Below are 17,984 nucleotides of genomic sequence, written 5' to 3' on the forward strand. Positions count from 1 at the left end.
GGGAGGTGGCGGGGCGGCGCGCACGGGACCGTTGGGTCATGACCACACGAGCCGTTCACACGACGTACGCGCCGCCCTCCCAGAGCTCCGGGCCGGGGACCGGGCAGCGGATCCTGTCTGCGGTGGCCCTGGCCGCCACCGCGCCCTATCTGGCGCTCAAGACCGCCTGGCTGGCCGGGCGTCAGATCGGAATACCGGCCGGCAGCGTGCTGAGCGAGCCGGGCCTGTTCCTCACGGTGGCCAATGCCGTCACGCTGGCCATGGACGCCTGCGTGATCCTGCTCGTGCTGGTGCTCACCAGACCCTGGGGCATGCGGGTGCCGGCCCTGCTGCTGACCGTCCCGGTGTTCACCGCCACCGGCCTGCTGACCCCGATCCTGCTCGGGTTCCCGGGCCAACTGCTCGTACGGGCACTGGGCTTCGGGTCCGGCCCGGAAGCGTCGGCCGCGCGGGAGCCCTTCCTGGACTCCTGGGTCTTCATCGTCGTGTACACGGGCTTCACGGTCCAAGGACTCGCCCTGGCCGGACTGTTCGTGCCCTATGCGCGGGAGCGCTGGGGCCGGCGGTGGCAGGGCGTGCTGGGAGAGCGGCTGCCGTCGTCCACGGGGGTGGTGGCGGCAGCCGCGGCCTCGGCCTCGGCGGTCATGGCCGCGGTGTACGCGTACTGGGCCTTCGGCGGCACCGCCGGGGTGGGTGCCGAGCAGGTGGCCGCGTACTCCGCGGAGACCGGCGTGGTGTCCGCGGCCCACGGGATGTGCGCGCTGGCCGCCGGAGCCGGAGTCCTGTCCCTGGCCCGCGGCGGGACGCTCCGGGCGCGATGGCCGCTCGGCCTCGCCTGGGTCGGAGCGGGGGCGACGCTGACGTGGGGCCTCTGGCTGCTCTTGGCCTCGCTGGGCCCGCAGTTGGACCGCGGCGACGGGCCCTCCGCGACGGTCGTGTTGATCTACGCTGGCCAGGTGATCACCGGAGCTCTCGCCGCCGCCGTCCTCACCCGCTACCTCATATCCCGCCGAGAGGGCTGATGCGCGACGCTCCGGCCAGGCTGCTGGGGGCGCGGGCCCGGCTGCGCTGGATCCACCTGATCCTCGGCGGGGCGCTGCTGATGCCGTACTTCCTGCTCGCCCAGGTGGGGGTCGGGGTGGCGGCCGGCGGGGCCAATGCCTTCAGCTCCTTCCCGCTGACCCTCGCCGCCTACGCGGCGGCCCTGCCCCTCGCCGCGGCCACCGCGGTGTTCGGGCTGGTCCGGCCGCTGTCGGTGAGCGCGGTCCGGGCCCTGTGCGGGGTACCGGGGGAGCGGCTCGCCGAAGGGCCCGCGCTGTCCTGGGCCGCCCGGGGGAGGACCTCCGCCTGGTGGACCCTGCACCTGGGGGTCGGTGCGCTGGTCAGCGGGATGACCCTGGCGGTCCCGCCCATGGCGGTGGTGCTGATCGCGCTGCCGTTCGTGAGCGGACCGCGGGCCACCGAGCTCGGCCTGGGCTGGTTCTCCACCAGGGCCGAGCCGTATGTGGCCCCCGTGCTCGGGATCGGTCTGCTGGCCGCGCTCGCCCTGTGCGCCGCCGGGGCCGGGGTGCTGCTGGCCCGGACGGCGCCCGTCCTGCTCGGGCCGACGGCGGCGGACCGGCTGGCCGCGGCCGAGGAGCGGGCCGCCGACCTGGCCGTGCGCAACCGGCTGGCCCGGGAGCTGCACGACGCGGTCGGGCACGCCCTGAGCGCCGTCACCCTGCAGGCGGCCGCCGCCCGGCGGATGGTGGAGCGCGACCCCGACTTCGTACGGGAGGCGCTGGCCGCGATCGAGGACACCACCCGACGGACGGTGGGCGAGCTGGACGCCGTACTGGGGCTGCTGCGGGACGGGGACCCGGCCCGGCCGGACGCCGCGCCCGCGCCGACCCTCGCTGCCGACCTCGACGGGCTGCTGGCCCGCACCCGGGCCGCCGGCACCGCCATCACCGTGCACCAGGAGCCCGGAGCCGTCGGGGACTGGGCAGCACTCCCGGCGATCGTCTCCCGCGAGGCGTACCGGATCGTCCAGGAGGGCCTGAGCAACGCCCTGCGCCACGGCACCGGCCCGGTGGACCTGCGGATCCGCGTCCGGGCCGGCCACGACAGCACAGACCGTGACCGACTCCGTGACCGACCCTGTGACCAACCCCGTGAACTGGAGATCACCATGACCAATCCGCCCGCCGCCCCCGAGGACCGGGAGCCGCGCACCACCGGGGGCCGCGGGCTGCGCGGCTCCGCGGAACGGGCCGCACTGCTCGGCGGGAGCGTCGAGGCCGGTCCGCACGAGGACCGGTGGCGGCTGCGGGCCGTCCTCCCGCTCGCCGGAGGTGACCGATGACCGGGCCCGCCCCGGCCGGCCGCCGGCCGCTGCGCATCGTGCTCTGCGACGACGAGCGGATGGTCCGCACCGCCCTGCGGGTCATCCTGGAGGCCGAAGCCGATCTGGAGGTCGTCGGTGAGGCGGCCACCGGGGCCGAGGCGGTCCCGCTGGTCCGCTCGCTGGCCCCCGACGTGGTGCTGATGGACGTCCGGATGCCCGAGATCGACGGCATCCGGGCCACCGAGCAGATCCTCGCCACCATGGCCGACCCGCCCCGGATCGTGGTCGTCACCACCTTCGAGAACGACTCCTACATCTACGACGCACTGCGCGCGGGAGCCGCGGGCTTCCTCCTCAAGCGGGCCGACCCCGACGAGCTGATCGGCGCCGTCCGGCTCGTCGCCCGCGGTGACTCCCTGCTCTTCCCGGCCGCCGTCCGCTCCCTCGCCGCCGCGCACGCGGCCGCCTCCGCGCCCGCCACGGCACCCTGGGTGCGCCGGCTCACCGACCGCGAGGCCGACGTACTGCGCCTGATGGCCACCGGACTGTCGAACCACGAGATGAGCGAGCGTCTCGGCGTCGGACCGCAGACGGTCAAGACCCATGTCGCGGCGGTCCTCACCAAGACCGGTTCCCGCGACCGCACCCAGGCCGTCATCGCGGCCTACGAGGGGGGCTTCGTCATGAAAAAAGGCTGAGAACCCGGCCACAATCGGGGCAGAGCGGAACGGCCGGGGCCGCTGGGGCGTCCTTCTGGGGGATGAACAAAACGATCAGGCGTGCGTCGGTCTTCTGTCTGCTCCTGGTGCTGGCCCTGCTGGTCCGCGTCACCTGGGTGCAGGCATACCAAGGCCAGGCCCTCGCAGACGACAAGCACAACCGCCGGAACCTCATCGGGCAGTACGAGAACCCGCTGGGCAACATCATCGTGGGCGGGGAGGCGATCACCGGCTCGGTGAAGACGGGCGGCAAGGACTTCGGCTACAAGCGGACCTATGTCGACGGCCCGCTCTACGCACCCATCACCGGGTACAGCTCCCAGGCGTACGGCACCACCCTGCTGGAGGGCATCTACAAGAACGTCCTCAACGGCTCAGACAGCCGGCTGAAGACCGTGATGGACATGCTCACCAACAAGCGGGCCGACCCCGGCAACGTCCTGACCACCATCGACAAGGACGTGCAGAAGGCCGCCTACGACGCCCTGCAGGGCAAGCAGGGCGCCGCCGTGGCCCTCGACCCCGTGACCGGCGAGATCCTCGCCGTGGTGAACAACCCCTCCTTCGACCCGGGCACCATCGCCGGAGCCAACGACCTGGAGGCCTGGACCCAGCTCTCCGCCGACAAGGGCAAGGCCATGGAGAACGTGGCCCTGCGCAAGCCCCAGGCACCCGGCTCCACCTTCAAGCTGGTCACCCTCGCCGCGGCGATCGAGAACGGCCTTGTCACCGACATCGACCGGCAGACCGGCATCGCCGACCCGTACACGATCCCCGGCACCCGCACCCCGCTGCCCAGCGAGGCGGGCTCCGCGGCCTGCAACAACGTCTCGGTGCGCACCGCCCTGCGGCTGTCCTGCAACAACGTGTTCGCGGAACTCGCGTCCAAGCTCGGCCAGGACAAGATGCGTGCGACGGCCGAGAAGCTCGGCTTCAACGTGCAGATCGACACGCCGGTCCGCACCAACCCGCCGAGCAAGTACCCGTCGAAGAAGATGTCGATCGACCAGGTCGCGCAGACGGGCATCGGCCAGTTCGACGTGCAGGCCACCCCGCTCCAGATGGCGATGGTGACGGCCGCGATCCAGAACGGCGGCAAGCTCGTCGCCCCGCACATGGTCTCCGAGGTCACCGACGCCAACGGCGACGTGCTGGAGAGCTTCAAGAACCCGAAGTCCCAGCAGGTCATGAGCGACAAGACCGCCTCGATGATCCGGGACGCGATGCGCACGGTCGCCACCGAGGGCGGCGGCAAGCCGGCCCAGGTGCCGGGCGCCGAGGTGGGCGGCAAGACCGGTACGGCCCAGCGCGGTGTGAACAACAGCCTTGCGCCGCTGGCCTGGTTCACCTCGTACGGCAAGCTGAACGGCAAGCAGATCGCCGTCGCCGTGGTGATCGAGAACTCCGACACCGACCGCTCCGAGATCGGCGGCGGCAAGCTGGCCGCCCCCATCGCCCAGAAGATGATGGAGGCGTGGCTGAAGAGGTAGCCGCGCCAGGCGCCGCGCCCCACGCGCCGCGCCCCACGCGCCGCGCCCCACGCGCCGGGAACCGGCGAGGCTCCCGGCGCGTTCCCCCTCCCGTGATCAGGACCGCGCACCCCGCCGATCTCGACGCCATCGCCGCCCTTCACGCCCGGGCCCGCGCCACCTACTACACGGGCCACATCCCCGAGCAGGCCTACGCGGGTGGGGCCGAACTCCACCGGACCCGCGAGGGCTGGTCCCGGGCCGTCGCCCGCGACGCCGCCGAGGGCGGGGTGCTCTGCGCGGAGCAGGAAGGCGAGATCACCGGGGTCGCCGCCTTCCGCACGCAGGACGGCGAGACCACCCTCACCCAGCTCCACGTCGACCCGGTCCACTGGCGCCGCGGCACAGGCGCCGCCCTGCACGCCGCCTGCCTGGACGCCTGGCGCCGCGCCGGAATCCGCCGGGTCCGCCTGGAGGTCTACGAGCACAACCTCCGCGCCCAGGCCTTCTACGCCACCCACGGCTGGCGCCCCGACCCTGCCACCCCCCGCTCGGGCACCCACCGCACCCTCTGGCTCCAGGTCGGCCCCACGCCCGCCGCGTCCGGGGCGGAACGAGGCGCCCACGCGGGCGCGCGGCCTCTCCGGGTGCACGCACGGCCGTTCGCGGTGAAGCTGGGAGCGACAGGCAATCCCGGGAAAGGACCGTTCATGTCCATGCTCGACAAGCTCAAAGGCCTGATCAAGGGACACCCGGACCAGGCCCGCCAAGGCGTCGAGAAGGCCGGAGACGCCTTCGACGCGAAGACCCAGAACAAGTACCAGAGCCAGGTGGACACGGCGCAACAGAAGCTCAACGAGCAGATCGGGAACCAGCCCCCGCCCCCCACCGGAGGCGAGCGCCCGCCCCAGCCGTAGACGGCCCGGCCTCGGGTGGCCCTGCGGGGACCGCAACGCGCTTCAGGACGATTGCCGAGGTGTGGTGCGGTCCCCGCCTGCCGCGTCCGGGGCATGAGTCCGGGGAATGAGACGGGGCCGGGGAAGGTTGAACCACAAACCGTTTTATCCCCCCGAACCCGGAGAGAAGAAGGATCATGCGCGTCGAGATCTGGAGCGACATCGCCTGCCCCTGGTGCTACATCGGCAAGGCCCGCTTCACCAAGGGGCTGGCCGACTTCGCGCACCGCGACGAGGTGGAGGTCGTCTTCCGGTCCTTCGAGCTCGACCCGGGCAGCGCCAAGGGCGTCACCGCCCCGGTCCTGGAGATGCTTGCCAAGAAGTACGGCCGGACCCTCGACGAGGCGCGCGGCATGGAGGAGCACGTCGCCGCCAGTGCCCGCGCGGAGGGGCTGGAGTACCGGACCGAGGGCCGCGACCACGGCAACACCTTCGACATCCACCGGCTGCTGCACCTCGCCGACGCCCGCGGGCGGCAGGAGGAGCTGCTCGACCTCGCCTACCGGGCCAACTTCGGCGAGGAGCGCTCCGTCTTCGACCCGGAGGTGCTGGTCGCCCTCGCCGTCGAGGCAGGGCTGGACGAGGCCGAGGCCCGCGCCGTCCTCGCCGACGACTCCGCCTACGCCGGCCAGGTCCGGGCCGACGAGCGCGAGGCCGCCGAGCTGGGCGCGAACGCCGTGCCGTTCTTCGTCCTCGACCGCCGCTACGGCATCTCCGGCGGCCAGCCGGCCGAGGTGTTCACCCGGGCCCTGGAGCAGGCGTGGGCCGGGCGCGAAGTCGAGGAACCGGCCGCCGCCGCCGAGGCGTGCGAGCCCGACGGGGCGTGCGCCGTCCCGCAGGCATAAGGATGACTTGGAGTGGGCGCGCAAAACCAGGCAATGGACTTTGGGTCGTTCCTGGCGCAGAGTTGAACGCATGGATCTTCCGCTCGCCGATGCGACCCGTGCCGAGTTCGCCCACTCCACCACCTACCTCAACACCGCCAACTGCGGGGTGCTCCCGCGTGCCGCCGTCGCCGCCGTACGGGAGCTGGCCGAGGCGGCGGGGGCCGGGATCCCCGCCGGATTCGGCGACTTCGACCGGGTGACCGGCGCCCGGGCCGCCTTCGCCCGCCTGGTCGGGGTCGACACCGACCGGGTGGCCGTCGGCTCGGCCGTCTCCACCCACGTCGGCCTGATCGCGGCGTCGCTCCCGCCCGGCGCCGAAGTGCTCTGCCCGGAGGGCGACTTCGCCTCCGTGATCAACCCGTTCGTGGTGCGGGGCGACCTCAAGGTCCGCTTCGCGCCGCTCGAATCCGTCGCCGAGGCCGTCGGTCCGGACACCGCCCTCGTCTCGCTGAGCGCCGTGCAGTCCGCGGACGGACGGATGGCCGACCTGTCCGCGGTGCGTGCGGCGACCACCGCGCACGGGGCCCGGATGCTGGTGGACGCGACCCAGGCGGCGGGCTGGCTCCCCTTCGACGCGTCGCCGTACGAGTACACGGTCACCGCGGGCTACAAGTGGCTGCTCGGCGCCCGCGGGGCCTCGTACCTGACCGTGTCGCAGGAGGCCCAGCACACGCTGACCCCGCTGCACGCCGGATGGGTGGCGGCGCAGTCCATGTGGGACGCCACCTACGGCCCCATGCCGGAACTGGCCCACGGGGCCCGGCGGTTCGACGAGTCCCCGGCCTTCCTCGCCTACCACGCGGCCGAGGCCTCGCTGCGGCTCCTGGAGCGCATCGGCATCGAGACCGTCCACGCCCACGACACCGCCCTGGCCGCCCGCTACCGGGCCGGGCTCGCCCGCCTCGGCCACGAGCCCGTGCCCGGCGAGGCCGCCATCGTCTCGGTGCCCGGCCTTGCCGACCGCCAGCCCGCCCTGCAGGCCGCGGGCATCGCCACCTCGGCCCGCGCGGGCCTCCTGCGGGCCTCGTTCCACCTCTACACCACCGAGGCGGACGTGGACCGGCTGCTCGACGCCCTGTCCACGCCCTGACCCGACCGGGCCGCGGGCCCGACCCGGCCCCCGACCGAGGGGGCCGCACCCCCGACCCGGCCCCCGGCCCCCCTCGCGCTCGATCCGGCCCGCCCCTCGCGCCCGACCAGGACCCCCCTCGCGCGCGGGCGGCGCCCCGCCCCGGGGCGCCGCCCGCGCCCGCACGTACAGTGCCGACATGAGCGATGTGCTGCACGTGAAGGGGCGGGTGCTGGTCGGGCCCGACGAGGTCCGCGACGAGCTCTGGGTGGTCGGCGGGAGGGTCTCCTACGAGCGTCCGCCCGGCGCCCGCGAGGTCACCACGGTGACCGGGTGGGCCCTGCCGGGTCTGGTCGACGCGCACTGCCACGTGGGGCTGGACGCCCACGGGCCGGTCGACGCCGCGACCGCCGAGCGCCAGGCCCTCACCGACCGCGACGCCGGCACCCTCCTCATCCGCGACGCCGGGTCGCCCTCCGACACCCGCTGGATCGACGACCGCGAGGACCTGCCGAAGATCATCCGGGCCGGCCGGCACATCGCGCGCATCCGCCGCTACATCCGCAACTACGCCCACGAGATCGAGCCCGCGGACCTCGTCGAGTACGTCGGCCGCGAGGCGCGGCGCGGCGACGGCTGGGTGAAGCTGGTCGGCGACTGGATCGACCGCGACGCCGGCGACCTGACGGCCTGCTGGCCGCGCGCCGAGGTGGAGGCGGCCATCGCCGAGGCGCACCGGCTCGGGGCCCGGGTCACGGCGCACTGCTTCGCCGAGGACTCGCTGCGCGACCTGGTCGAGGCGGGCATCGACTGCGTCGAACACGCCACCGGCCTCACCGAGGACACCATCCCGCTGTTCGCCGAGCGCGGGGTCGCGATCGTCCCCACGCTCGTCAACATCGCGACGTTCCCGAAGCTGGCGGCGGGCGGCGAGGCGAAGTTCCCGCGCTGGTCGGCGCACATGCGACGACTCCACGAGAGGCGCTACGACACCGTCCGGTCCGCCTACGACGCGGGCGTCCCGGTCTACGTCGGCACCGACGCGGGCGGTTCCCTGCCGCACGGCCTGGTCGCGGCGGAGGTCGAGGAGCTGGTGAAGGCCGGGATCCCGCCGCTCCAGGCCCTCTCGGCGACGGCCTGGGCGGCCCGTGAATGGCTCGGCAGGCCCGGGCTGACCGAGGGGGCGCCCGCGGACCTCGTGGTCTACGGCTCCGATCCGCGGGCCGACGTACGCGCGCTGGCGCAGCCGCTGCGGGTCGTCGTGAACGGCGCGGTCCGGGCCTGAGCCGCGCACCGGCGTCCTGTTGACGGCGCGTGACATCGGCGGCCCGTCGGTCGTTGAGAACGACCGCGCGGGCCGGTTGTTCGTGAAAGGAGAGAACTCGCGTTCTTTGTGAGGCGCGATGATTCGAATATGTGCGTGGAAACCACCCTTTGGGGTGAACTCACGTCAGGTTGCCACCCCTTCACCCACAGTGCGTAAAGATTCCGGGGTCGAGGCCGTCGGCGCGCGCAATGTCCCCCATTGGCGGCGCGACGGCACCCATCTCCCCGGGGGTTCCACCACCTTGAACAGCAACACCTTCCGCATGCCCGCGGCCATCCTGCTCGCGACGGGAGCGGTCGCCCTGCTCACCGCCCCGCCCGCCCTCGCCACGGGAGGCGGCGGGTCCGGGGGCGAGGGCAAGGCGGGCGCCGTCGTCCTGCGCGCCGGACTGGACGTGGGCCTGCTCAACAAGACCGTGGACGTCCCGCTGAAGGCGACCCTCAACGAGGTCAGCGCCCCGGCGACGGCCGAGAAGACGGCGCTGACCGTCACCCTGGACGGGGTCGAGGGAAACAAGCCGGTCAGCATCCTGCGCGCCGACGTGGCCACCTCCAGGGCGACCGCGGACAAGACCCGTGCCGAGGCCGAGGCGAACCTCGCCAAGGCCTCCGTCCACGTGCCCGGGCTGCCGCTGCTCTCCCTCGTCGAGGTGGAGAAGGTCACCTCCAAGGCCGTCTGCGAGGCGGGCAAGAAGCCGGTGGCCAGCGCGAACGTCCTCGGGAAGGTGACGGCGCTCGGCAAGAAGGTCACCCTGTCGGCCGGCGGCCCCACCAAGGTCGAGGTCCCGGGCGTGGGCCTGGTCAGCCTGGAGCTGTCCGGTACCCAGACCACCTCCGCCACGGCCGCCGCGGCCGCGCTCCGCCTGAAGGTGTCGGTCAACCCGCTGAAGCTGAACGTGGCGGAGGTGGAGGGCGAGATCGTGCTCGCCGAGGCGCACTGCGAGTCCCCGGCCGGTCCGGCGCCGAGCGCGACCGCGCCCGCGAAGCCGGACGTCAAGCCCCAGACCGCGACCGGTACCGAGACGGGCACGGGGGCCGGTACCGGTACCAGCACCGGCACCGGATCCGGCATCACCGCCGACGCCAACCTGGCCGAGACCGGCGGCGGTTCGATGTCCGCCTACATCGCGGGCGGGGCACTGACCCTGCTCGGCATCGGCGGGGCCGCGCTCCTCCTGACCCGCCGGGGCCGGGCCTCGTAGGGCCGACGGGCGCACCCGGGCCGCCGTCGGCACGGCCGCCCAGCGAGCACACGGAGGGGAGTGCTCAACGGGTGGCGTGCTGCAGCCCCTGCCCGCCCGCACCACGTGACATCACGGCCTCGGTGACCTGCTGGTCGATCCGGGCGTACTCGCTGCGCCTGCCGGCCGGGAGCGTGGTGTCGGAGGCCGCGCAGGAGGCGCAGACGACGCGGAACGGCGGCCCCATGTCCGAGTACTGCGTGAGGTATTCGGCCTTCACCACCTCCCAGCGGCCCGGACGGTCCGCCGCCGGGGCGAAGGTGAAGCGGGGGACCGAGGACTGGTTGCCGCGCAGTTTGTCGGCTGGTACGAAGCTGGCGACCTGGTCGCCCATGCCGAAGACCACCCAGGTGCCGTTGATCTTCTCGTAGGGCTGCGGCACGTGGTTGTGCGTGCCGATGATCAGATCGATGTCGGGGAGGCCGTCGGCGGAGCGGGAGGCGGTCAGCGCCTGCGCCAGTTCCTTCTGCTGCTCGTCGGGCGCCGTCTGCCACTCGGTGCCCCAGTGGACGCTGAGCACCACCACGTTCGCGCCGCCGGCCCGGGCGGCGCGGGCGTCGGCGATGATCCGGTCCTTGTCGATCAGGTTGACGGCCCACGGCTTGTCCTGGGGGAGCGGGATGCCGTTCGTGCCGTACGTGTACGACAGCTGGGCGACCTTCGCACCGCCGGCCGCGAGCAGGGCCGGGGCCTTGGCCTCCTCCGCGCTGCGGGCCGAGCCCACGTGCGGGATGCCGACCCGGTCGAGGTGCTCCAGGGTGCGGGCGAGACCCTCGTAGCCGTCGTCCAGGGTGTGGTTCGAGGCGGTGGAACAGCCGTCGTACCCGGCGTCCTTGAGGGCGTCCGCGAGCTGGTGCGGGGCCTTGAACAGGGGATAGCCGGTGTAGGGGCCGCCGGGGCGCCCGTACGGTATCTCGTGGTGGCATATCGCCAGGTCGGCGGCGGAGACCAGGGGTTTGACCCCGGCGAGTATCTTCCGGAAGTCGTACGCACCGGCCTCGTCGGCGTCGTCCGCCGACCGCTGGATGATCGAGGGGTACGGGATGATGTCGCCGGTCGCCACCAGGGTGAAGGGCTGCCCGGCGGGGGCGGCGCTCGCCGGAGGGGCGGACGTGCTCTGCTCCGGCTTGGCCCGGAGCCGCTGCTCCGCGGCCGGCGCGGAGCCGCGGTCGAACAGCTGCGGCGCGGCGTAGATCCCACCGCCCACGACGGCCAGCCCGGCCAGCGACGCGCCGATTTTGGCGGATGCCTTCATTCCCAACCCCCGATGCCGAGCACTGGTGCGGGGATCCCCAACGGCCCGCCCCGTGGCCATGGTAGGCGGGCCCGCCCGGGGCGGCGACCCCAGTCAGCGGAAAATGCGCAGGTCAGGCCGCAGTTGTGCAGGTCAGCGCGCCCCCAGGGCGAGGGCGTGGTCCAAGGCCTGGAGCAGCCGGCCCGTCGTCGCCCGGTCGCGCACCGCCAGCCGGAGCCAGGAGCGGTCCAGCCCGGGGAAGGTGTCCCCGCGGCGGACGGCGAAGCCGAGGGCGCGCAGCCGGGTACGGACCTCCGCGGCGCCCGTCACCCGGATCAGGACGAACGGCCCCTGCGCCACTCCGGCGACCGTCACCTCGTCGAACTCCGTGAGCCCGGCCAGCAGGTGCGCCCGGTCCACGGCGATCCGCCGCGCCGCCTCCTCCGCCTCGGCCAGCGCCTCCGGAGCCACACAGGCCTCGGCCGCCACCAGCGCCGGGGTCGACACCGGCCACAGCGGCTGCGCGGCCGCCAGCTTCGCGATCACCTCGGGCTCGGCCAGCACGTAGCCGATCCGCAGCCCCGCCAGCCCCCAGGTCTTCGTCAGGCTCCGCAGCACCACCAGCCCCGGCAGGTCCATCCGCCCGGCCAGCGCCTCCCGCTCGCCCGGAACGGCGTCCATGAACGCCTCGTCCACCACCAGGATCCGGCCCGGCCGGGCCAGCGCCGCCAGCGCTGCCGCCGGGTGCAGGACGGACGTCGGGTTGGTCGGGTTGCCGATCACCACGAGGTCCGCGTCCTCGGGCACGTCCGCCGGGTCCAGCCGGAACCCGTCCGCCGCCCGCAGCACCACCCGCTCCACCCGGTGCCCCGCGTCCCGCAGCGCCGCCTCCGGCTCGGTGAACTGCGGGTGGACCACGACCGGCCGTACGGCGCCCAGCGCCCGCGCGATCAGTACGAAGGCCTCCGCGGCCCCGGCGGTCAGCAGCACCCGCTCGACCGGCAGCCCGTGCCGGGCCGCCACCGCCGCCCGGGCCCGTCGCCCGTCGGGGTACGCGGCGAGATCCCCGAGGGAGGCGGCGATCCGCTGCTTGAGCCACTCCGGGGGCGTGCCCGCACGGACGTTGACCGCGAGGTCCACCAGCGCGGAGCCCGTGTCGATCACTTCCACGTCCCCGTGGTGGCGCAGGTCGTGGGCCTGCGCCACGGCCACCGCGCAGGTCGCCGACACCGACCGGCGCTTGGGCACGAGGAGTTCCCCGCCGCCCGCGAGGGCCGCGGCCTCCGCCACCGAGGGGGTCCCGGCCGCGGCGCGCGCCGCCTCCGAGGGGTGCGGCACGGTGACGGCGGCCAACTCTTCGGGGGAGTAGCCGAGCAGGGGCACGCCGAATCGTTTCGCCGCGCCCGCGATCCCCGGCTCTCCCGTCTTCGCGTCCACGGTGGCCAGCGCCGTCACCGCCTCCGCGGCCAGCCCGGCCCCCCGCAGCGTCTCCTCGACCAGGGCGCAGACCTCCGCGACGGAAACCCCCGCGCGTCCGCCGACCCCGACCACCAGCTGTGTCGTGTACTCGCCCACCGGGGGGCCTCCCTCCGTAGTCACGGCCACCGGCACGTCACCGGCACCGGTCTGTCGTCAACGATGCGACGCCCGCCGCCCGCGTGGGGATGTGCGCGCGGAGCGAGGAGTCTGTATTCAGGGGCACATGGCCGTGATCGTGGCGTTGGGCGCGTTCCTGATGACCCTGGCGGGCGGATGGACGGCGCAGCGCGTCACCGACCGCCGCCACCTCGTGCTGGGCCTGGCCGGCGGGCTGATGCTCGGCGTCGTCGGCCTCGACCTGCTCCCGGAGGCGCTCCACGCGGCGGGCGACGAGATCTTCGGCGTCCCGCTCGCCCTGCTGCTCTTCGTGGCCGGATTCCTGGTCGCGCACGTCGTGGAACGGCTGCTGGCCGTCCGCCAGGCCGCACACGGCGCCGAGGACGGCGTCCGCGTCCCCCAGGTCGGACTCACCGCCGCCGCGGCGATGGTCGGCCACAGCCTCGCCGACGGCGTGGCCCTGGGCGCGGCCTTCCAGATCGGCGGCGGGATGGGCGTGGCCGTGGCGCTGGCCGTCATCACCCACGACTTCGCCGACGGGTTCAACACGTACACGCTCACCCGCCTCTACGGGAACGACCGCCGCAAGGCCGTGATGATGCTCTTCGCGGACGCCGTCGCCCCGGTCGTGGGCGCGGCGTCCACTTTGCTGTTCACCCTTCCGGAGGAACCCCTCGGCGCCTACCTGGCCTTCTTCGGCGGCGCCCTGCTGTACCTCGCGGCCGCCGAGATCCTGCCCGAGGCGCACCACAAGCACCCCGCCCTGTCCACGCTGATGTGCACGGTGGGCGGGGTGGCCGGGATCTGGCTGGTGGTGGGCATCGCGGAATGACCGCGGCCGGCGGACGGGGGTCACCGCCGTGCTGCCGCGGCTTCCGTGAAACGGCGGGCGACGGACGGCTCGGCCGCCCAGTGCGTGTGCAGGTAACTGGCGTGCACACCCTGCTGGACGAAGCCCTCGACCCGGCGTTCCGGGTGCGTGAACCCCCAGGCCGGCGTGACACCGGCGCCCGGCTCGATCACCGTCCGGTGGAACTCGTGCCCGCGCAGCCGGGTCCCGGCCCGCGCGAGCGCGCTGTCGGACACCGCCACCGCCTCGCGGTAGCCCAGGGTGAGGCGCTCCGACATCCGCGCGTCGGCGTCGAGCACCCCGCACATGGGCTTCCCGTCGAGCGACCGCCCGAGGTACAGCAGCCCGGCGCACTCGGCGGCCACCGGGCCGCCGGCCGCGGCGAAGTCGGCGACGGCCTTGCGGAGCGGTTCGTTGGCGGACAGCTCGGGCGCGTACACCTCGGGGAAGCCGCCGCCGATCACCAGGCCGGTGGTGCCGTCGGGGAGCGACTCGTCCCCGAGCGGGTCGAAGGTGACGACCTCGGCCCCGGCGGCGGTGAGCAGCTCCGCGTGCTCGGCGTAGGAGAACGTGAACGCGGGCCCGCCGGCGACGGCGATGACCGGTGAGGCTGAAGAGTTCAGCCCCTCCGGCGTTTGAGGAGCGGGGTCCGGGGCGGCGCCCCGGCCGCGCGTCAGCGCAGTCGTCGCAGACCAGACCTCACAGGCCAGCGCCGGGGCCGTGCGGGCCAGCGCCATGAGCGCGTCAAGGTCGCACCCGCGGCGGACCTGATCGGCCAGCGCCGACACCGCGGCCAGCGCATCCGCACGCCGCTCGGCCACCGGAACCAGCCCCAGGTGCCGCGACGGCGTGGCCACCTGCGGAGCCCGCCGCAGGACGCCGAGCACCGGCATCCCCGCTTCCTCCAGGGCCTCCCGCAGCATCACCTCGTGCCGGTCGGAGCCGACCTTGTTCAGGATCACGCCCCCCAGCCGCACCTGCGGGTCGAAGGACGCGAAGCCGTGCACCAGCGCCGCCACCGACCGCGACTGCGAGGAGGCGTCGACCACCAGCACCACCGGCGCCCGCAGCAACTTCGCGACCTGCGCCGTCGACGCCAGTTCACCCCGGCCCGCGGCCCCGTCGTAGAGCCCCATCACACCCTCGACCACGGCGAGGTCGCACCCGGCCGCCCCGTGCGCGAACAGCGGAGCGACCAGCTCCGGCCCGCACATGAAGGCGTCGAGGTTGCGCCCCGGCCGGCCGGTGGCCAGCGCGTGGTAGCCGGGGTCGATGTAGTCGGGCCCGGCCTTGTGCGGGGACACGGCGAGGCCGCGCTCCGCGAAGGCCGCCATCAGGCCCGTGGCCACGGTGGTCTTGCCGCTGCCGGACGACGGCGCGGCGATGACCAGCCGGGGAACGTTGAACGAGGTCACCACTCGATGCCCTTCTGGCCCTTCTGGCCGGTGTCCATCGGGTGCTTGACCTTGGTCATCTCGGTGACGAGGTCCGCGAACTCCACCAGCTTCTCCGGCGCGTTGCGGCCCGTGATCACCACGTGCTGGGTGCCGGGACGGCTCCGCAGCACCTCGATGACCTCGTCGACGTCGATCCAGCCCCAGTGCATCGGGTAGGCGAACTCGTCGAGCACGTACAGCTTGTGCGTCTCGGCGGCCAGATCGCGCTTGACCTGCTCCCAGCCCTCCTTGGCCGCCTGCTCGTTGTCGAGCTGCGCGTCCCTCTGCACCCAGGACCAGCCCTCGCCCATCTTGTGCCAGGCGACCGCGCCGCCCTCGCCGGAGGCGCCGAGCACCTTGAGCGCGTTCTCCTCGCCGACTTTCCACTTCGCCGACTTGACGAACTGGAACACCCCGATCGACCAGCCCTGGTTCCAGGCGCGCAGCGCCAGCCCGAAGGCCGCCGTGGACTTGCCCTTGCCGGGACCGGTGTGGACGAAGACGAGCGGACGGTTGCGGCGCTGGCGCGTCGTGAGTCCGTCGTCCGGAACGACGGACGGCTGTCCCTGCGGCATTACGCGGCCCTCCTGTTGCTGTGGGGTGATGCACTGGATGTCACGGCGGTACGTACGTTCTTCACGAGTCCGGCCAGCGAGTCGGCCCGCAGCCCGTCGAGCGAGACGGCGGGCCCGCCGAGATCGGCGGCCAGGACCCCGGCCAGCCCCAGCCGGACCGGCCCCGATTCGCAGTCCACGACCACGGAGGCGACGCCCCCGGCCTGCAGCAGCCGCGCGCTGCGCCCCGCGAGCTCCCGCGGGGTGCCGTCCGACCGGCCCGTCGCGGTCCCGGCCGAGGTGGCCCGCCCGTCGGTGACGACCACGAGCAGCGGCCGGCGCGAGGGATCCCGCAGCCGCTCGATCCGCAGCACCTCGTGGGCCTTCAGCAGCCCGGCGGCCAGCGGGGTGCGGCCGCCCGTCGGCAGCTGCTCCAGCCGGGCCGCGGCCGCGTCCACCGAGGACGTCGGCGGCAGCGCCAGCTCGGCCGTGGCACCCCGGAAGGTGATCAGGCCGACCTTGTCCCGGCGCTGGTAGGCGTCCAGGAGCAGCGACAGCACGGCGCCCTTGACCGCGCTCATGCGCTGCCGGGCGGCCATCGAGCCGGAGGCGTCGACGACGAAGAGGACGAGGTTGCCCTCGCGGCCCTCCCGCCGGGCCTGGCGCAGGTCGTCCTTGCGGATCACCAGACCGCGCCCGTTGCGGCCGCGCGCCTTCTGGTGCGGGGCGGCCGCGTGCACGGTGGCCGCCAGGTGCAGCTTCGTGAGGTGGCCGCGGGGGCGCTGGGCGCCGGTGGTCCGGCCGTGGGCGGTGCGGGCGCGCGAACGCCGTCCGGCCGCGCCCTCGCCGAGCCCCGGCACGCTCAGCATCTTGGTACGGAACGGCTCGGCGGCCCGTACGGCGGCCTGTTCGGGCCCGCCGGCCTCCTGCGCGGAGGGCTGCGGGGCCTCGGGGGCGTCCGAGGGGGCCTCGGTGGTCTCGGCGGGCTCGGCCGGGGCGTTCGCGTCCTGCGGGCCGCCGCCCTGCGGGGGCACCCCGCCGCCGCCGTCGGGGCCGTCGCCGTCGCCGTCGCCGTCACCATCCGGGCCCTCGGGGTCCGGGTTCGGGTCCGGGTCGGGCTCCGGCTCCGGGTCGGGCTCGCGCTCCGGCTCCTCGTCGGGGAACTGGTCGAGGATCTCGTCCAGCCGGTCCTCGTCCAGGCCCGGCGCGTCGAAGGGATTGCGGCGCCGGCGGTGGGGGAGGGCCAGCAGCGCGGCCTGCCGCACGTCCTCCTTCAGCACGGCGCTCCGCCCGGCCCAGGCGGCCAGGGCGGTCGCGGTCCGCGCCATCACGATGTCGGCCCGCATGCCGTCGACCTCGAAGCCGGCGCAGGTCGCGGCGATCTGCAGCAGCGCGGTGTCCCCGAGCCGGACCTGCGGGAGCAGCGCCCGCGCGGCCACCACCCGGGCACGGACCTCGTTCTCGTCACCGGCCCAGCGGTCGGCGAAGCCCGCGGGATCGTCCTCGTACGCGAGCCGGCGGCGCACCACCTCGACCCGCAGGGCGGGCTCGCGGGAGGCGGCGACCTCGACGGTCAGCCCGAAGCGGTCGAGCAGCTGCGGCCGCAGCTCGCCCTCCTCGGGGTTCATCGTGCCGACGAGCAGGAAGCGGGCGGCGTGGCGTACGGAGACGCCCTCGCGCTCCACGTACGAGGCGCCCATCGCCGCGGCGTCGAGCAGCAGGTCGATCAGGTGGTCGTGGAGGAGGTTGACCTCGTCGACGTAGAGGATCCCGCGGTGGGCGTCCGCGAGCAGCCCGGGCTCGAAGGCCTTCACGCCTTCGGCGAGGGCCCGTTCGATGTCGAGGGCGCCGACGAGGCGGTCCTCGGAGGCGCCGACGGGCAGCTCCACCATGCGGGCGGGCCGGGCGCCGCCGGGGCCGGGCTCGTGCGGGCCGTCCGGGCAGGCCGGGTCCGGCGCGCCGGGCGCGCAGGAGAACCGGCACCCGGGTACGACGTCGACCTGCGGCAGCAGGGTCGACAGCGCGCGCACGGCGGTGGACTTGGCGGTCCCCTTCTCGCCGCGCACGAGCACACCACCGACCGCGGGGCTCACGGCGTTGAGCAGGAGCGCCAGCCGCAGGTCGGTCTGGCCGACCACTGCGGTGAACGGATAGGGCGTGCTCATGTGTTGCTCACTCCTTGGATGCGGACCGTGGCAGGGGCCTGGCCGGATGCTCTGCGCGGAGCCGTGGGCGAGTGCGGCGCCGTCGCCGGGGCCCCGTCCCGGACCCCGCGCCTCAAACGCCGGCGAGGCTGGAAGACCGGGGCTCCGCCCCGCGCC

15 protein-coding genes and 1 pseudogene are annotated in these 17,984 nt (G+C 74.2%); 11 read left to right on the forward strand and 5 right to left on the reverse strand.

The annotated features are described in order from the left end of the window. Positions 1-38: 38 nt before the first annotated feature. From OG534_RS28085 to OG534_RS28130, 10 genes and pseudogenes are all read left to right on the forward strand, one after another. Entirely contained in the window at positions 39-1,022 is a 984-nt protein-coding gene (locus tag OG534_RS28085; RefSeq protein WP_326591661.1) for a hypothetical protein, read from the forward strand. Continuing rightward, positions 1,022-2,344, forward strand: a complete 1,323-nt coding sequence (locus OG534_RS28090) for a sensor histidine kinase (protein WP_326591663.1) — start codon at positions 1,022-1,024, stop codon at positions 2,342-2,344. The genes OG534_RS28085 and OG534_RS28090 overlap by 1 nt, the downstream gene beginning before the upstream one ends. Then, complete coding sequence (locus OG534_RS28095; protein ID WP_326591665.1) at positions 2,341-3,024, forward strand: response regulator transcription factor; 684 nt, start codon at positions 2,341-2,343, stop codon at positions 3,022-3,024. Before OG534_RS28090 ends, OG534_RS28095 begins: the two co-directional genes overlap by 4 nt. Before the next feature lie 62 nt (positions 3,025-3,086). Next, positions 3,087-4,535 carry a peptidoglycan D,D-transpeptidase FtsI family protein gene (locus OG534_RS28100; protein ID WP_326591666.1) on the forward strand — a complete coding sequence of 483 codons (1,449 nt, stop codon included), beginning with the start codon at positions 3,087-3,089 and terminating at the stop codon, positions 4,533-4,535. Positions 4,536-4,627: 92 nt separating this feature from the next. Then, a pseudogene (locus tag OG534_RS28105) lies at positions 4,628-5,038 on the forward strand (GNAT family N-acetyltransferase); the annotation flags it as partial. 186 nt (positions 5,039-5,224) lie between these two features. After that, the gene (locus tag OG534_RS28110; protein WP_326593903.1) at positions 5,225-5,431 is read left to right on the forward strand and encodes an antitoxin; all 207 of its coding nucleotides are present in this window, start codon (positions 5,225-5,227) and stop codon (positions 5,429-5,431) included. A gap of 176 nt (positions 5,432-5,607) precedes the next feature. Beyond that, entirely contained in the window at positions 5,608-6,315 is a 708-nt protein-coding gene (locus tag OG534_RS28115) for a DsbA family oxidoreductase (protein WP_326591668.1), read from the forward strand. Positions 6,316-6,385: 70 nt separating this feature from the next. Continuing rightward, entirely contained in the window at positions 6,386-7,447 is a 1,062-nt protein-coding gene (locus tag OG534_RS28120) for an aminotransferase class V-fold PLP-dependent enzyme (protein WP_326591670.1), read from the forward strand. Positions 7,448-7,625: 178 nt separating this feature from the next. Next, positions 7,626-8,711 carry an amidohydrolase family protein gene (locus OG534_RS28125; RefSeq protein WP_326591671.1) on the forward strand — a complete coding sequence of 362 codons (1,086 nt, stop codon included), beginning with the start codon at positions 7,626-7,628 and terminating at the stop codon, positions 8,709-8,711. A 283-nt stretch (positions 8,712-8,994) separates the two neighbouring features. After that, complete coding sequence (locus OG534_RS28130) at positions 8,995-9,954, forward strand: SCO1860 family LAETG-anchored protein (RefSeq protein ID WP_326591673.1); 960 nt, start codon at positions 8,995-8,997, stop codon at positions 9,952-9,954. Positions 9,955-10,018: 64 nt separating this feature from the next. Here the strand turns inward: OG534_RS28130 and OG534_RS28135 are convergent, their stop codons facing one another. After that, a complete protein-coding gene (locus OG534_RS28135) occupies positions 10,019-11,248 on the reverse strand; it encodes a CapA family protein (protein ID WP_326591674.1) in 1,230 nt (409 codons plus the stop codon). Between the two features lie 132 nt (positions 11,249-11,380). Then, positions 11,381-12,802, reverse strand: coding sequence for an Rv2231c family pyridoxal phosphate-dependent protein CobC (gene cobC / locus OG534_RS28140; protein WP_326591675.1), 1,422 nt, complete (start codon positions 12,800-12,802; stop codon positions 11,381-11,383). A 127-nt stretch (positions 12,803-12,929) separates the two neighbouring features. Between cobC and OG534_RS28145 the strand changes: the two genes are divergently transcribed. Beyond that, the gene (locus tag OG534_RS28145; protein ID WP_326591677.1) at positions 12,930-13,655 is read left to right on the forward strand and encodes a ZIP family metal transporter; all 726 of its coding nucleotides are present in this window, start codon (positions 12,930-12,932) and stop codon (positions 13,653-13,655) included. Positions 13,656-13,675: 20 nt separating this feature from the next. Here the strand turns inward: OG534_RS28145 and OG534_RS28150 are convergent, their stop codons facing one another. From OG534_RS28150 to OG534_RS28160, 3 genes are read right to left on the reverse strand one after another with little or no spacing between them, the layout of a single operon-like run. Further along, complete coding sequence (locus tag OG534_RS28150) at positions 13,676-15,091, reverse strand: cobyrinate a,c-diamide synthase (protein ID WP_326591679.1); 1,416 nt, start codon at positions 15,089-15,091, stop codon at positions 13,676-13,678. Next, complete coding sequence (gene cobO, locus OG534_RS28155; RefSeq protein ID WP_326591681.1) at positions 15,085-15,684, reverse strand: cob(I)yrinic acid a,c-diamide adenosyltransferase; 600 nt, start codon at positions 15,682-15,684, stop codon at positions 15,085-15,087. The genes OG534_RS28150 and cobO overlap by 7 nt, the downstream gene beginning before the upstream one ends. Beyond that, positions 15,684-17,828 carry a putative cobaltochelatase gene (locus tag OG534_RS28160; protein WP_326591682.1) on the reverse strand — a complete coding sequence of 715 codons (2,145 nt, stop codon included), beginning with the start codon at positions 17,826-17,828 and terminating at the stop codon, positions 15,684-15,686. The genes cobO and OG534_RS28160 overlap by 1 nt, the downstream gene beginning before the upstream one ends. Positions 17,829-17,984 lie beyond the last annotated feature (156 nt).

It is taken from the genome of Streptomyces sp. NBC_01294 (genome assembly GCF_035917235.1).
Taxonomy (GTDB): domain Bacteria; phylum Actinomycetota; class Actinomycetes; order Streptomycetales; family Streptomycetaceae; genus Streptomyces; species Streptomyces caledonius.